The sequence below is a fragment of the Nostoc sp. GT001 genome, from assembly GCF_030382115.1.
In the GTDB taxonomy this organism is placed as follows: Bacteria; Cyanobacteriota; Cyanobacteriia; order Cyanobacteriales; family Nostocaceae; genus Nostoc.
Genome location: NZ_JAUDRJ010000003.1, coordinates 67,035 through 82,999 on the forward strand (window position 1 = coordinate 67,035; position 15,965 = coordinate 82,999).

Annotated in this window: 13 protein-coding genes; 3 read left to right on the top strand and 10 right to left on the bottom strand. The window is 35.8% G+C overall.

All coding sequences use genetic code 11. The features are described 5' to 3' along the window. The first annotated feature begins 77 nt into the window (after positions 1-77). Positions 78-1,229, top strand: coding sequence for an endo-1,4-beta-xylanase (locus QUD05_RS02960; protein WP_289794792.1), 1,152 nt, complete (start codon positions 78-80; stop codon positions 1,227-1,229). Between the two features lie 266 nt (positions 1,230-1,495). Here QUD05_RS02960 and QUD05_RS02965 read toward each other — a convergent pair whose 3' ends face one another. The 10 genes from QUD05_RS02965 to QUD05_RS03010 all read right to left on the bottom strand — a co-directional run bounded on the left by QUD05_RS02965 (position 1,496) and on the right by QUD05_RS03010 (position 13,902). Continuing rightward, positions 1,496-2,320, bottom strand: a complete 825-nt coding sequence (locus QUD05_RS02965; protein ID WP_289794793.1) for a WecB/TagA/CpsF family glycosyltransferase — start codon at positions 2,318-2,320, stop codon at positions 1,496-1,498. Between the two features lie 144 nt (positions 2,321-2,464). Continuing rightward, entirely contained in the window at positions 2,465-3,616 is a 1,152-nt protein-coding gene (locus tag QUD05_RS02970) for a glycosyltransferase family 4 protein (RefSeq protein ID WP_289794794.1), read from the bottom strand. Positions 3,617-3,725: 109 nt separating this feature from the next. After that, complete coding sequence (locus tag QUD05_RS02975) at positions 3,726-4,619, bottom strand: glycosyltransferase family 2 protein (protein WP_289794795.1); 894 nt, start codon at positions 4,617-4,619, stop codon at positions 3,726-3,728. 57 nt (positions 4,620-4,676) lie between these two features. After that, positions 4,677-5,693: a GT-B fold glycosyltransferase domain-containing protein gene (locus tag QUD05_RS02980; RefSeq protein WP_289794796.1), complete on the bottom strand. Its 1,017-nt coding sequence runs from the start codon at positions 5,691-5,693 to the stop codon at positions 4,677-4,679. Between the two features lie 24 nt (positions 5,694-5,717). Continuing rightward, entirely contained in the window at positions 5,718-6,989 is a 1,272-nt protein-coding gene (locus tag QUD05_RS02985; protein ID WP_289794797.1) for a glycosyltransferase family 4 protein, read from the bottom strand. Positions 6,990-7,037: 48 nt separating this feature from the next. Beyond that, entirely contained in the window at positions 7,038-8,267 is a 1,230-nt protein-coding gene (locus QUD05_RS02990; protein ID WP_289794798.1) for an O-antigen ligase family protein, read from the bottom strand. Positions 8,268-8,285: 18 nt separating this feature from the next. After that, a complete protein-coding gene (locus QUD05_RS02995) occupies positions 8,286-9,212 on the bottom strand; it encodes a glycosyltransferase family 2 protein (RefSeq protein WP_289799865.1) in 927 nt (308 codons plus the stop codon). Between the two features lie 24 nt (positions 9,213-9,236). Further along, positions 9,237-10,559, bottom strand: a complete 1,323-nt coding sequence (locus tag QUD05_RS03000; protein ID WP_289794799.1) for a flippase — start codon at positions 10,557-10,559, stop codon at positions 9,237-9,239. A 120-nt stretch (positions 10,560-10,679) separates the two neighbouring features. Next, a complete protein-coding gene (locus tag QUD05_RS03005; protein ID WP_289794800.1) occupies positions 10,680-11,633 on the bottom strand; it encodes a glycosyltransferase family 2 protein in 954 nt (317 codons plus the stop codon). Between the two features lie 61 nt (positions 11,634-11,694). Then, positions 11,695-13,902, bottom strand: a complete 2,208-nt coding sequence (locus QUD05_RS03010; RefSeq protein WP_289794801.1) for a GumC family protein — start codon at positions 13,900-13,902, stop codon at positions 11,695-11,697. A 1,118-nt stretch (positions 13,903-15,020) separates the two neighbouring features. On the opposite strand from QUD05_RS03010, the gene QUD05_RS03015 reads away from it, so the two are divergent. Together QUD05_RS03015 and QUD05_RS33925 are read left to right on the top strand one after the other, a co-directional pair. Next, positions 15,021-15,404, top strand: a complete 384-nt coding sequence (locus QUD05_RS03015) for a hypothetical protein (protein ID WP_289794802.1) — start codon at positions 15,021-15,023, stop codon at positions 15,402-15,404. Between the two features lie 271 nt (positions 15,405-15,675). Next, the gene (locus QUD05_RS33925) at positions 15,676-15,957 is read left to right on the top strand and encodes a DUF3172 domain-containing protein (protein ID WP_354666111.1); all 282 of its coding nucleotides are present in this window, start codon (positions 15,676-15,678) and stop codon (positions 15,955-15,957) included. Positions 15,958-15,965: the final 8 nt, after the last annotated feature.

Here is a 15,965-nt window from a genome sequence, read left to right on the forward strand (position 1 = left end):
CAATAACTGTAAAATAATAACCAGTATTTTTTATACGGTAAAATAATAATTAATGTGTTTTTTCTTAAGTGTAATTTATGCCTTATCGGAGAAAATTTTTAACAAGAGCAGGATATACTACCCTTTCTGCCTTATTGACTATGGGGTTTTTACAAAAAGATAAGCAAAAAGAAAACCATAGTACGGCTTCTATTGCAGCAAATTATACAACTAACAATTCTTCTCTTCGGCAATTAGCTGCCGCCAAAGGAAAGCGTTATGGCGCAGCAATTGCTAGTGATATTTTGCTAAAAGAGAAGGATTACGCTAGCCTGATTGCTCGTGAATGTTCGATTGTGACACCGAATGGTGAATTAAAATGGGACGCCACTGAACCACAGCCAGGACAATTTACCTTTGAATCAGCAGATGCGATCGCCAATTTCTGCCAAAAGCATAATATAGACTTGCACGGGCATACCCTTTTCTGGCACATGGGAAGACCGGACTGGGCAACATACCCCCCTACACTTAAGATGATCGAACGCCATGTTAAAGGAGTTATGGGGCATTATCGCAATAGTCCCGTTTTAAAGTCTTGGGATATTGCCAATGAAATTATCGTTGATAATGAAAATGAAACTGACAACGCAACAACCGGTTTGCGTAAAGGGGTAAAACCAGAATTAATTCGAGATTTGTTTTTAATTGCCGCTTCAGTTGATAGCAGCAAGAAATTTTACCTAAACGATTTTGGCATCGAAGGCACCACATGGAAATCAGACCGTTTCTTAAAAATGGTCGAATATCTGAAGAATAGTGGCGTTAAAATTGACGGGGCAGGTATCCAATCGCATCTATGGTTTTCTACTGCCTATGGTTTTGACGAGAAAGGATTTAATTCCGTCTTAAAACGGCTTAACGATCTTGAAGTTAAACCAATAATCACAGAATTAGATATTATTATTGATACGCCATTGCCCGATAGTATTAAAAAGCTAGACCAGATGGTAGCCGACAGTTACAAGCGATATCTTGATCTGTGCTTTGCGGCTAAAGTCGATACTGTCATTACATGGGGGCTTACCGATCGTCATACCTGGATACGTCATCCCCAGTGGATGCCAAGAAAAACCTTTAGAAACAATCCAAGTCTCTGGAAATTTCTGCGTCCGCTTCCCTTCGATGAGAATCTGCAATCTAAACCAGCCCACAATGCTATAGCCCAGGCTTTTCAGGAATCAACTTAATATTCCAAATAGACGTAAATATAGCGTTTACTCACCAACTGAGGTACATTTTCAAATCTTCTTTACCAAGGTTCAGTAGATTTGAAAATGTACCTCACTATGCCGGAAACTACTATGGCATTTTTAAGTATTATTCTAAGTAAAATAAATTAAAATATTTTTTGTTATTCACGATTATGAAAGTTGAATAAGAATTACTGACTAATCAATCATTAAATCTTAGTACAACATTTCATAAATTCGTGACGAATTGAGCAACCTACTGGTCAAGCTACGAACTTTTGAAATTTCGTACTTAGAAATACCAGCAGGTTATTTTTTTTTCGTTTACTTGAGATACTCCAAATTTCTCGCAAAAATAATGTGCCAACAAACCAAGGCTCAACTAAGTAACGTCTCCAAAGTCTTTTTGGTTCAGATAACAAGCGATATAACCATTCCAATCCCACCTTTCCCATCCAGCGAGGAGGAGTAGGTATTGCTCCTGCTATATAGTCCATACAGGCTCCACTAGTCAAAATAGTGTTGGCATGAATATGTTCAAGATTTTCGTAAATCCAATACTCTTGGCGTGGCATACCCATCCCTACCATTAATATATGGGGTTTGTAAGCATTAATTGCAGCCACAGTGGCAAGATTTTCTTGACTATCTTTATCTATATCAATATAGCCATGAGCGCAAGCAATCTGTAAACCAGGAAATTTCTGGCATAAAATATTTGCTGCATTTTCAGCAACTCCTGGCTTTGAACCTAAATAGAATACACGCCAGCCTTTACTAGCAGCTTCTGCCATCAGAGGCCATACCCAATCAGCATAGGTTACTCTTTGTTCCCGTTTAATTGGAAAACCCAACAGCTTTCCAAGAAACACTAGAGGCATACTATCAATATGGGTATATTCTGCCTTCGCATAAAAAGCTTGCATTTTTGGATCGTTATGGAAGAGATAAAGACTATGTAAGTTGTGATTAGCAATAATCCATTTTTCATCTCGATCAATAGATTCTTCAATCAATAAATTTAAGTCAAGGATAGAGAGTGCATCCACTTGAGCACCAATAAGTTTATAAGAAAATCGCTTTTTCATATCTTATTTTTATTTTGATAAATATGAGATTTTATCTCAAGGTCAAGGTGAAGATTGTAAAATTAATTAGCAACATTTCAATACTGAAGTACCTAAATATTTAAATGCCTATTTTTTTAGCTAAAAATTATTATCTAACTATAACTAAAAAGTACTTGTTTTTATGAGGATGTCTGCGATATTTTGCGCTCTTGCATTCCAGGAATATTTTTCTGTAATTAAAGTATATGCTGTATCTACAATTGACTGATATTTATCAATATTTGAAGCAGCATCTAGTATTGTCTTAGCGATTTCTTCGCTAGAGTATCCTGTTACTAACAAGTGTTCTAAATTGCGAAATTCTTCTAAACCTCGCAAGCCTTCTGGTGTTGATACAACTAATTTTCTACTAGCAAAATAATCTAATGCTTTATTGCGAGCACCACCTGCTACTGCTTGTTTTGAAAATGGCAACAAAGCAATATCTGCATATTTCAGATGGGCTACAAAATCTTCTCTTTTAGGTAAAAAGCCTAAAAAAGAAATATTAGAGGGTATTGGTTCTAAAATATCACTACTATCCCTGCCAATAACAACAAAATGTACTTTCTCTTGATGGCTTTCAAGGGATTTCGCGACCTCGATAGCCATTGATACAGACATATCATTAGTTGGAAATTGAAATGTTTTGGGAGCAATAATAACCACTATTTTAGCTGGTCTAAATGCTTGATAGGGGTCTTTATCTGGAAAAACTTCAGTATTGAGTAAGTCTTGAGTCACTCCATTCCCGATAGAATAAATTTGCTGTGGAGTTTTTCCATACCATTGGGAAATTAGTTTAGGAATTGATTCACCTGCTGCAATAATTGGACTACCAGAGAATATTAAAATTCCCTGAGCAATATATGTCTTAATACATTGTGCAAACTCTTTGAAGGGATTGGCAACTGAAAACAAGCGCATCCAGTATTCATAAGGCGAAAATGTATGAAAATCTAAGACAAGAGAGGAACTACTGTGTTTTCTCAGCTTTAGTGAAACTAAAGCAGCCAATCCAGGTAGTGTTTCTTGAGCATACACAATGTCTGGACAAAACTCGTCGATGCACTTTTCTATAGATTGAATATATGACCTCAAGCTTCTTGAACCAATAGAAAAAGAAGGTGCATAATTAACAGATGAACAATCTAAACCTAGCTGAAAAACATCAAAATGTTTAGTAAGATATTGTCCTAGATAAAAAGGTCTAGTAAATGCACCAAATGGCTGACTAGAATCGAGGGTTGAGACAATCAGTAAGCGTTTACCCATAAAATGATTGCTGATTATTATTTTATAATTTGAAACTAGATTTGTCAAATCCTCAAGATAGTTATAATTTTATCCAAATATCATCCAATTAATGACTATCATGCAAGTCTTAAACTCCTGAGCTAGTTTGATTAATATCCTCAGAAAATGTGGGAGAGGTGCCCAAATCTTTGTAGCCAATAATTGCTCTGATATAGGGTAAGAACCAGTACAATATCCAGAATGGCCCAGAGTGTCTGCTACAAAATATAGTCCATGATTTCAATGGAAATCCTTTAATTTCTAGTACTTTTTTCAAGCGCTCTAATAGATTTAAATTGGTATCGGCCCAACTATTGCGGATAGAGTTTTTAGTACAAGTCCCAATATACCCAGGAGCTACCCATATTTTACAACCCAATTTACGCGCTCTCAGGGCATAATCTAAATCTCCTAAACTATGAACAAAAGCTGTATCAATATTGCCAACTTTGGCGGCAACACTTTTATGAATTAGCACGCAGTTACCATACATAGCATCGCATTGTTGGATAACGAAACTTGGTTCTAAAAATTCAAATTTATTAGAATACCACTTTTTAGATTTTACCGCTCCTCCATAGGTTGCTTTTCCTGTAATTAAGTCTTTAGTTGAACCAACTACAATTGAGTCTGCATAACCAAGTTCCGTCAAATTTTGATGAACCTGCAACAGTTTAGTCACAGCATTGGCTTCCAGAAATGTGTCATCATTCAACCACAGATAATAATCATATTGATATTTGATTGCCTCACCAAAAGCGAGATGCATTCCTCCCACCCAAAATAAATTGCCATTACCTTGAAGAATTTGTACTTCTGGATATTCTGCTTTAACAGCCTCTGTAGTCCCATCAGAACTCCCATCATCAGTTAAATAAACATCACAATGTTTTTTTTGCTGATATAAAGCATTTAGACAGGCAAGAGTTGTATTCCGCCTGTTATGGCAGGTCATAATTACGGCTAGATTTGCTTGCTTCATATTATTATCCTCATATAATATCTACAAAAAAATTAATCCAGATCATAAACTTACGGGTTAAAACTTAACCATTTTTTCTATCCAGCCACTGAAATTAATATCTAAATTGAAGTTCTTTAGTTTTTGTTCCATTTTTCTGGCTACCAAAATATATCGATGCCAAACTGATACACGAGGCATATTAAGTCTGATAACCTCTTGACATAACCATAGATATTTTTCTGAATTGATATTGAATCTTTTCAATCTTTTTATTTGTGCATTCCAATCATTATAAAAAAATAAGTTGAAATAATGAATGGATATCATATCATCGAAATGTTTAATTTGTAGTTCTTTTGATAAACGGTTATGTAAAGGTAATGGATAACTATAATTAGTAGGAAGGTGTTCGACGTTTTCTTCCAAGGCACATAAAGTTACAGACAAAACAGACTGCTCAACAAAATAAATACCCTGGGGAGGGGTAATATCCAAGCGCATTACTTTTTCAAAGTTCTCTTTCCAAGTTGTAAATATACCTGCACTCCTTCTTACAGCAATCAAACCAGAATTCCAGTAAGCTCTGATTCTCTTATTACCAATTGGTGTGTCAACAAATACCTCACGCTTTACTCCCAGTACTTCATATAGTTTTTGCCAATACCATTCTTGAGGATCTTGGAGGCCTGTAGAACCAATTCCTTGACCATACTCAGGACGCATCCGTACATTACAATCTACAGGCAATAAAAATTCTTTTGGCTCAGAAAAAAAGCATTTGTCACTGTCTAAAAAAACCAATATTTCTGCATCAACATTTTGTTCTGCATAGGCACAAACCAAGGGTTTATTAGCTAAATAATATTCATGAAATTCTCGATTTATCGGGATTTGTTGATGAGTCACCTGCAATGCTTCAAAGGCTTGTTGGGTTTGCTTTAAAATCGGTTCACCTACTCTAGGATGAAAACTATATATAGGTGTATTTTTCAATTCGCCGCAGAACTTACGAATACTTTCCGCAAGCATCAAAGATTGACCTTCTAAACGACCAGGTTCTGTACAAATTATAAAAGCTATAGGTATTGACATATTGTGAAGTATTGATTTACTAAGTTAATTACTCAATGAAGATTTCTTGGCTATCATCAATATTTCCTGAAACAAGGCCGAATAACGACGTGCTTGAAGTTCTAGAGTGAATTCTTGCTCGGCTTTATCACGAGCATAAAATGATAGTTTTTGCAACCTCTGTTCATTTTCAAGTACCCAGGTGATTCCTTTGGCAAAATCTTCAACTTCATAAGGTTTAGCCAAATAGCCATTCTGCTGATGATCAACAATATCTTTTAAGCCAGTAGCATTAAACGCCACAACTGGAGTACCACAAGCGAATGATTCTGAAGCTGTCTGTCCAAAAGATTCTTGAAGAGATGGTACAAGCATCACATCAGCTGCTGAGTAAACAGTTGCTAAAGATATAGCATCGTGTAAGTGTCCCAAATAGTGGGTTTTGAAACCTAAATCAGGTGGATTTTCGGGTTGAGATGCTCCAAAAATCACAACTTCCAAGTCATCCTTCCAGCCAGATTTACTCAATTCTTGTAAAGCTGGTTGCAATAAATGAAATCCTTTATTTCTATCGCTTGTTGCTTCTATCGCTCCAAAAAGTATCAACTTTTTATCTTGAGGTAGATTGAGTGCTTCTCGTGCAAAACGTTGATTAATCGGTCGATATTTTTGAGTATCTAATCCGTGGGGAATTACCTCAATTCGCAAATTCTGGAACAAAGAACTGGAACGAGCGCACTGCGCTAGCCAAGAACTTGGTGAAACCAGAGTTAAATTTAAATTTTTCCAGGCTTTTACTTTGCGCTGCCATACCCAACGGGATAGATCCCATTCATTACCACTGCTGAGTTGAGGGCAAGCCCCGCAAGATACTTTGTAGCGATCGCATTCTCCAGTAACGTGACACCCTCCAGTAAACCCCCACATATCATGGAGAGTCCAAACTAGAGGACGCTTCAGTTTAGCAAATGTTTCTATTTGCATAAAACCTCCGCTAATCCAATGTAGATTGATTATATCTGGATTAATCTGAGCAACTTTCGGAATAACTCTATCTGGCAACCATTGAGTAAAAAATGGAGTATTTTTCTTTTGGCGATAAAGCTTTAATGGTAAACTTTCAACTGTCAACTTTGCCTTAGCGATACCTTGAAATAGTCTAATTTTAGGTGCAATTACTGTTTTATCATTACTATATTTTTCCTGAACTAACATTTGTGACTGTAGTCCTATATCCTGTAAACCTGTATGTAAACGATATGCAGCCCTCGCTGCACCGCCATTAATATCATGGGTACTAATATGTAAAATTTTCATTTTTATTAACTTAATAATCACTAAAACTATTTATGACTGCCATAAAAACTAATTGACTAAAATATTTTTATGATTTCGTTGATATTCAAGAGTTAAAGATAATGACGTGGTGACATACATTAACCAGTTCCAGCTAGGAGTTAATAATCTGGCTTCTGAAAAATTAACTATAAGAATGATAATTAGTATCTGCATTGGCCAATAATCTTCCGGTTTTTTCGCGACAGAAATAATTCGAGTCAATGCCATGACAAAAAACCGGACAAACCCTGCTGCGAAAGTCAAAAAACCTAAAAAACCTAATTCTAAAAATATTTCTAAAAAACCATTGTGAGCATTACTTGCCCAATCATAAGTAGCTCTTAATTTAGATGCAGCATTACTAGTCCAAAATCCCGAAAATCCATAACCTAGCCAAGGTCTTTCCAAAATCTTAGAAATTACTAGCTCCCAGAGGTCAGAGCGCCCATTGAAGGTAAGGTCTTTACCAGATGTGCCAACTACAGTTTCGATATTGTTGAGAAGTAATATTGAAAAAATTATCATTAACATCAAAGTTGAAGTAATCATAATAACTTGTAATTTATAATTAGTTCTCTTCAGCGATCTGTAGAAAGGTAAAAGTAATACCATTGCCAATAATATCGTTAAAGATGTTGTTGAACGTGAGAGGATAATTAGACATACAGATATCCCACATAGTGCCCACATCAACCAGCGATATCGATGGCCACTAAGAGCAAGGTGTAAAAAAACTCCTGCACTCCAAGCCATCATGTAACCTAATTCATTTTTATGACCATAAATTCCACTCCACATACCTAGTAATTCAGGTGATTCGTGAATATAACCTGGTACGAATGCAGAAAATAGCATAGATAATGATGCAGCTATGCCAAATGCCCAAGCTATCAGCTTAATTTGTTCCTTAAGGGGATAACGCATTGCTAAATAGATTGCAAGAAAATATATGCGGATTAGACCTCTTAGATAAGTAAGACTAGAACTTAGGTCTTCTGACCATAAAAGAGAAAATATAACTATTGCTAGTAGAAAAAACTGTAATGGACTTCTAGTAATTACATAAAAAAAACCTTTCCAGTATAAAATTAGGAAATAAAATAGGATTAGATATGAAACTATATTGAACAAAGTATCTAGCTTATCGCCTCCAAGCGTAGACATAGAAACTTCTTGTGCGGGGTGTATTGTTAATGCCCCCACAGCAATGAGTAATAGCAAGATAGTTAATATTTTTTCTGTTAATTTTACTTTCATTTGTGATATTTAATTAATCTATTTTTTTATCAATGAGTAATTCAATCTTTTCTTCACTTCCTCTTTAAAAATGTCCAATGCAGTTGCTTTATAGACTGTTTTCTGTGTAAAATTATCTGCTTCTACATTCCTGACAATAAATGGTGGATGCTTTAATGGTAATTCCATTGCTCGCATCGGCATATTGATGAAATAAAATTCTTGATTTGAAGTAAAATGAGTTGCGTCTACACCAACACCAACATTAGAGATTAAATTGACATTGGGAATAATACTTAAGCTTCCCTGCATCCAACAAGCAAATGTCCATTGGTAATCCCAGGTTATACCTGTAGGATTGTCATAAACAGATTGAAATATTCGTTGCCAATAATTTACCGCTTTTTGGTCTACAAGAATGTCATGTAAAAGGTTTTCTGCTTGCACCTCTTTCCAGAGTTTGATAGTCAAATCATAATGTTGCCAAGCACGCCTCCAACTTGCCCAACCCCAGCAGTGGTTGTAGCGAGAAAAATAGTAACTGTAATTTGTACGTTTTTGTCCAAGTTGAACATTTTGAGCAGAGATTGTGGCGATTCTGGTATCATTTCTATATTTTTCCAGCAGTTCTTGACTAAACCTGAAAAAAGTTGGGTGAGGAATACAATCATCTTCTAAAATAATTGTCTCTTCAACATTATTAAAGACCCAATCTAAACCACTTGATACCCGTTTTGCACAACCTAAGTTGATATCAGAATAATTTTTTATTACTTCACAATCCCAATCAACTCTCTCAACAATTGCCCTAGTAGCTTCGCATTTTTCTACCTCACCTTCGCGGTCAGTGCGAGGTCCATCTGCAATTACAAAAAGTTTTGTTGGCTTGGCTTGGCGAATTGCTTCAAAAACTTTCTCTGTTGTTTGGGGGCGTTTAAAAATAATAAAAGTTACTGGTGTTTTGATCATATAAACTTTAAATAATAACGATTAGTATTTGTAAAAATGAATAAGCGATCGCACCTGAATCTGAAAGAGTTTTTGTGTTCTTGAATCAAATGCGTTGCATATAAAAGCAGCAGCAGCTTGAGATATGATTGTTGCGATCGCAGCCCCCAGTCCTGCATATTTAGGAATAAGTAATAAATTGAGAATAATGTTTAGTATGGCTCCAAATAAGGTCTTACCTAAAGAAACATGGTTCAAACCTTCAGCAATAAACCAAGGTGATGTTGCAAGACCCATAAATACAAACAAAGAAGTCCAAATATGAACTGCTAATATTGGTCCTGCTTCTGCATATCCACTTCCAAACATCACCATAATTATCTTGTCAGATAAAAAGGACATTGGAAGAGCAATTGCTAAAGATATACAAGTCATGAGACTGAGTAATTGTCCTATTCGCTGATAGTAAAGACTTTCTGATTTTTCCTTGGCGGCATAAATTGCTGGAGCAACAGAAGAAACAATAGCCCCCGGAATAAAATACCAAATTTCAGAAACACGCACAGCAGCAGAATAAACACCAACCTCACTATCTCCGATCATTTGACCTAACATCACCTGATCTATTCTCATAAAAATCATGATGGCGAACCCCGAAAACATTAGAGGTAAACTCTCTTTCAAAAGAGTTTTAGCAGTTGCAACACTCCAACGCCATAACCATAATGAAGACCCTTTGACTTGGTAAACAACCAGTAAGCCAATAGCACTCATTGCAAATTCTGCTAATGTTACCAAAGCAAAAGCTAGCAACGGTGCTTTTGTTAAAATTAGTGCGATTTTTATGAGAGTATTTAGCAAAAATGCCGTGTTTTTAGCAATTACAGTATATTTTGACTGCACCTGTGATTGAAACCACAGTTCAATAGTATCAGATGCCCTAAAAACTCCTGCTATTCCTAAAATTGCAACTAGCCATATCTTTAGTGTTTCATGCTCACCTAAGAAAAACATCGTGCTAACTGCCAATAAAACAGAAGCAATTCCACCCAAAAATTTTAGCCAAAAAGTAGTTCCTAAAATTTCTTCTTTGTTTGATGATTGACGAACAAGATGGCGAACTACTACGTCATCTAGTCCGAGAGTAAAAATTGGGCTGAATAAGGCAACAAAAGCTAAAGTATAGTTAAATAGACCATACTGTTTTACTCCTAAATAACGTGCTACCCATACTCCTACAACCAAGCTTGCACCCATACGTAGGATGCGATCGGCAAATAACCAACCTGTATTAGCAATAATTGCACGCAGTCCAGAACGAGATTTAAATTTCGATAAGTTTTTAATTTTTAATTTGCTTAACATTATTTTTATGAATTAATCATATGCAATTATTTATATTTATCAATCTTGCTCATGCAACTTTTTCATTTTTTCAAATACAAAATAAAGTGTATTTATTCAGTAGCTTACATTTTTGAGCGCTTACAAGGTTTTTAATTTACCACTAATCAAAATTTTCAAAAAATAGCTAAGTAAGAAAATAATGCCCTTTATTTTCCAATACAAACTATGCTCAAATAAAAATATTATTTTCAAATAAGTAACAAAATCCTGATATTTTGGGCATGGTATTGTTTGTAACTCCCTGATAGATGTAAAAGCTAAGAATAATGGGCAGCTAAAATTGTTTTTTTGCAGAATGTAATTAAACAGTGAATTACGTTTCCAGAATCTTTTGTATTCATAGTTTTTGTCTACATCTAAAAAGTTCTTATTATGATACTGATTATTCTCATGTATTCTATACATCACCAAAGGTTTAGACATATAAAACTTTTTAGCCCCCACCAAAGAAGCTCCCCATACTAAACAGTCATCAGCCCTTACACGCCAATCTTCTAAATTGGGAATAGGTAAAAATTTTCGGACTATTTCTCTACGTATTGATAATGTTGAAGTTATGGAACCAATCCATTCACCATTATATAAAGTTCTAATTACTGAATAACCCAAATCTAAATCAACTTCATCGTCTTGAAATGTGCCTTCTACTGCTCCAAATTTTTTATACGCACAAAATACAAAATCACATTCACTGCGTCTATTGTAAAAATTTAGGGCGTTTTCTAAATACTGAGGTTCATAAATATCATCAGCATCTAAAAAAAATATAATGTCACCAGTAGTAGCTAAAAAACCTTCATTAAAAGATGATAATTGTCCTTGGTTTTTTTCTTTCAAGATAGATTTAACATTAGCTAATTGAGTAAATCTGTTGATAATTTCCGTGGAATTATCTGTGGATGCGTCATCAACAATGATAATTTCATCAAATTTCACTGTCTGATTTAAAGCGCTATCAATTGCTTCAGAGAGAAATTGAGCGTAATTGTAATTATTAATTAAACAAGAAGTTTTGATTTTAGTTTGATCCATTATTACTACAGTCACAAAATTGGGTTTAGATGGTTGTAGCTTTCAGAATTTTTAAGAGAACTTAGCGCTCTTTGCGAAATTTAGTTAAGCTGCTGGAAGATACTAAATCTTGTTCAATTTGTCGTTTTTTATTGTCATAAAAATAATTATTAGGTTCATTTTTAGTATTCACACCATTGATGACTATCCCTAATACCTTCTGACCTGACTGGGTTAAAAACTCTTTAGCTGCATTTGCACTGTTCAAGTCAACCACTCCAGGACGAACGACTAATAAGATACCGTCAGTCAAGGTGCTTAAAACAGCAGCATCTGCTATTCCTGATAATGGAGGAGTATCGAAAATGACAAGATCGTAATCTCTGCTAAAGTTACTAATTAATGTTGCCATGCGTTGAGAATCTAGCATTGCCACTGGATTTGGAGGCAAAACTCCAGAAGTGAGAACTTCCAGATTAGGCATTACTTCCTGAACAACTGTATCTAAAGGAGCTTGATTAATTATGATATTACTTAGTCCAATTGTATTTGTTAGCCCCCAGATATGATGCTGTATGGGATGACGCATATCTGCATCCACCAACAACACCCTACGACCTGCTTGAGCCATAGTCACAGCTAAATTTGCAGATACGTCAGACTTTCCTTCTTTGGCAACGGAACTTGTAACTACAATGCTTTTGAGCGGTTTATCAGAACAGAGGAACTTCAAGTTTACTTGTAGTATTTGATATGCATTACCAACAGGGAAGTAAGGAATATCTCTACCAATAATTTTGGGAATAGCTCTATCCAGTCCTGGTATCGAAGAATGATCTTTACCATTTCTACCTTGTGTAGGAATTACTCCCAAAACACTGTATCTCAAGACTTCTTTGGCTTCTTTGACGGTCTTCACTGAGCGGTCTATCAAGTCTAAAGTAAAGGCGACAATGATACCTAAGAAAAAACCAACTCCTGCTCCACCAACAATAAACAGCATTTTCCGAGGCCCTTCTGCTTTATCAGGGATTAAAGCATAGGAAATAACACGAGCATTTGCAATTTTTTGGTTCTGTGCAATATCAATCTCTTGGCGTTTCTTTAAGAGTGTTTCGTAAGTCGTTTGAGCTGCTTGCAGTTTCCGTTCTAGCTCTCGTTGACTTTGTTCTAGCCTTGGCAAATTATTTGCTCGTTTGATATAGGCATTTTGCTGTTGTTTGAGTGTGGCAATTTGTCTCTCTAGACCAACCCGTTCTGCCTGGGCACGAGTAATATCTGCAATTAGGCTTTGCCGCAGTTGTCCAACCTGTAAACTTCCCTGTGTTATCTGCGCTCCACCAGCTACTTGTCCTGTCCGCTCTTTTAGCAAGTTTTTAAGAGCTACGACTTTTTCTTCTAAGTTGGTAATTGTAGGGTGTTCAGGTGCAAAACGAGTCCGCTCTACTGCTAGTTTGCTTTCTGTGTCTTGGAGTTCAGCAAGCACTTTCTGAACTCCAGGTGCTTGACTCAATTCAGATTCGATTACACCTTGCCGTGAATTTACCTGAACTTCACTGCTTAACTGTTCTAGACGACCCTTGACATCATTTAGTTGAGCTAAAGCTTGAGAAATTTGGTTTCCTAACTTAGAAATTGTATCGACTGCTGCGGCTGCTTCTTGTTCTAGGACAACAACTTTATTCGTTTCTTTAAATACCCGCAGTTTTGATTCGGCTCTTCTGACAACTTCCTCAGCTTTAGGTACTTCCGTTACAAGAACCTGTTTGGCTGTCCGCGCTTCATTCTGATTAGCCTTGATATTTAGATCGATATAACTGTCAATAACTTCATTAACGATTTTAGCAGCTAGTTTTGGATCGCCGCCTTTATAAGAAAGTTGTACAACATCAGTGCCTTTAATTCCTTCTATTTTTAGTTGTTTTGCCAAGTCAGGAATCGTGAGCAGTTTGCCTTTATTATCTTTGAGGTTGAGGGAGTTAATTGTTTTCTCCATTACTGGATTTGATCCAATAACTCTCACCTGAGTTTCCAAGGGATTGTCGTTCACATTCAAAGCTTCTAGGCGTCCTATGTCATCCGGTAAGCCCGTGAGTGAAGAAGAGCGATTTGTTTTAATCATCAAACTTCCTTCTGCTTTGTATGAAGGTTTTAGTGAAAATGCATACAAGCATCCAAGGCTAACTGATATGGCGAAAATTCCAACTAGAGGTAGCCAACGCCGTTGAAAAACTTCTAAGTATTTCTGAATATTTACTTCTTCAAAATTTGGTAAAGATTCCATCGTCATAATATGTGTAAACTTTTATAAAACAAGACTATTTACTTACAGCAGATTGTTCTCACGATTACGAATACAGTAACAATGTAGTCTACCTTGTGATATTAATATTTGGGTTGATTTTTAGCTAATACCTTATTGCTGAGGTTCTTCAATATCGGATGACAGCAAAGCCAGGATAACTCACAATTTTATCCCTGATTAAGTTGCTTTCCATTTTTGGGGCTTAATTTTTGTTAACTTAGTTTTATGTTACTACTAACGCAAGTATTGATTAGTAACCTAACAATCACTATCATATTATGTAAGAACACTGAATTTAATAACTTTACAAAAAATTTATACAAAATACTAATGTATTCACTCTCGGTTTACTGATTTTGAAAAGACAAGAGGGGTTAATTCCTTCAGGTAAGGAATAGTTCAATTGTGCCAGTCTATAAGCAATGTAAGCATTTTACAGACAGGCTTTGGACACTGAGAAGAGATACTTGTAAAGACTAAATGGATATTTACGTAAGATACTTCAAAACTTTAACTAACAATGAATTCTTGCTCTGAATAATAGTCAATGGGAATAATACAGGACTGGCAATCATAAAATTACATGATTTGAGTACCGAACCTATAAAGACTGACAATCAGTTTAATCTTTACTGCTCCCTCCTGTCTGATCGCTCGCTACCTACGACAAATTTTTGTGCTGACCGACTTAGTACAGGTAATTAAGTCGGTACAAATGATTAGAAGACAAGTAGTAAGACAAAATTAATTTACACAAAATTTAATCTTTAACCCTATCCAGCTTGAATTTAACGTAGCCTAACAAAGGAGTATCAAATGACAGCGTAGTTAAAGCAATAAATTAGTTTACATCAAACTAGTGCAAGACAGCGGAAATCCAGCTACTATCTCAATTAACTAGACAAATAGCTCAAGCAAGTTGTTCAAGGTAGGCAAACTTCAGTCATATTTTACTAGATTTCACTATATTTTTCATGAAGTTTTGCTATATTTATGATCACCTGTGTTAATCTGAAGTACTCAACCTAGCCTCCTATTTCTTTGTTTTTGGATCTAGGCAATTGTAATTATTAAACTGACATTAAATGTTGAGAGATTGAATTATGAAATCCTCTTCTATTATTTTAGCCGTTGTGATTAGCGCACTCACTCTCAGTCAGAGAGCCTATGCTAACCAAGAGAATGTTTCTATAACAATAGGCGATCGCGATCAGGCTGGAGTTTTATTGACAGAACCAGCTACGATTAACGCTACATGGAGCAATTTTATTGGACAGACTAATAACCCAAAACAAACTGCTGAATCAATTTCGCTGATGCAGGAGCGAGGATGCCAAAAAATGAACCCGCTTGAGTTCATCAATAACCCAAGCGCTTTTTTTAAGCAATGTCAAGAGCCAACCAAGACTCAAAGTACTGAACCAATTGAGTATCTCAAGGTTCCTAAACTGGATTCTGGTATTCGTGTGACAGTTACTAAATTTTGATATAGGAACTTTGTTAACATAATGAGGTGAATGTTTTCCTTAACCGATATCTACTAAAGTGATGGTTGAAGAGTTAGATTAAAACTTCAATATAGTACTATTTTCCCAAAAATCTTTGCAATAAGCCAACCATCTATGTAAATACATAACTGTGCTTTTGTGCAACTAGAAGTTGAAACTAGTAAGCGAGAAAGCTGTGAGATGTTCCTTCATTAGGAGTTTTAGACTATTTCCGACTTCTCCAAAAAGTGGGAATGTTCTTGTTTAAGCTATGCTGCACAACAATNNNCTAGATACCTTTACACAAAAATCTTTTCGCTTCAAGAGGATATTNAGGGCGATCGTGGGTGTTGCTGTCTTGCCAAGTATCATCCTTGATGCTAGTGTTACCACTGTTAGTATTTTTAGTCCATTAAATTTCTCTAGGAGTAATCAAGTTGACAATACCGCATCCAGTGCAGATATCTGCGTTCAATATGACACAAGTGCAATTGTCACAGATATCTGCGTCTTCTTGATCATCCTAAATCCTAGGAAAGAGGGCGTTGCATAATGGCGGTA

What these genes read in the sequence shown, in the direction of transcription:
- QUD05_RS02980 (WP_289794796.1), bottom strand. Translation starts at nt 5,693, where the DNA reads ATGTCAATACCTATAGCTTTTATAATTTGTACAGAACCTGGTCGTTTA.
- QUD05_RS02970 (WP_289794794.1), bottom strand. Translation starts at nt 3,616, where the DNA reads ATGGGTAAACGCTTACTGATTGTCTCAACCCTCGATTCTAGTCAGCCA.
- QUD05_RS03000 (WP_289794799.1), bottom strand. Translation starts at nt 10,559, where the DNA reads ATGTTAAGCAAATTAAAAATTAAAAACTTATCGAAATTTAAATCTCGT.
- QUD05_RS02975 (WP_289794795.1), bottom strand. Translation starts at nt 4,619, where the DNA reads ATGAAGCAAGCAAATCTAGCCGTAATTATGACCTGCCATAACAGGCGG.
- QUD05_RS02985 (WP_289794797.1), bottom strand. Translation starts at nt 6,989, where the DNA reads ATGAAAATTTTACATATTAGTACCCATGATATTAATGGCGGTGCAGCG.
- QUD05_RS02960 (WP_289794792.1), top strand. Translation starts at nt 78, where the DNA reads ATGCCTTATCGGAGAAAATTTTTAACAAGAGCAGGATATACTACCCTT.
- QUD05_RS03010 (WP_289794801.1), bottom strand. Translation starts at nt 13,902, where the DNA reads ATGACGATGGAATCTTTACCAAATTTTGAAGAAGTAAATATTCAGAAA.
- QUD05_RS03005 (WP_289794800.1), bottom strand. Translation starts at nt 11,633, where the DNA reads ATGGATCAAACTAAAATCAAAACTTCTTGTTTAATTAATAATTACAAT.
- QUD05_RS02965 (WP_289794793.1), bottom strand. Translation starts at nt 2,320, where the DNA reads ATGAAAAAGCGATTTTCTTATAAACTTATTGGTGCTCAAGTGGATGCA.
- QUD05_RS03015 (WP_289794802.1), top strand. Translation starts at nt 15,021, where the DNA reads ATGAAATCCTCTTCTATTATTTTAGCCGTTGTGATTAGCGCACTCACT.
- QUD05_RS02990 (WP_289794798.1), bottom strand. Translation starts at nt 8,267, where the DNA reads ATGAAAGTAAAATTAACAGAAAAAATATTAACTATCTTGCTATTACTC.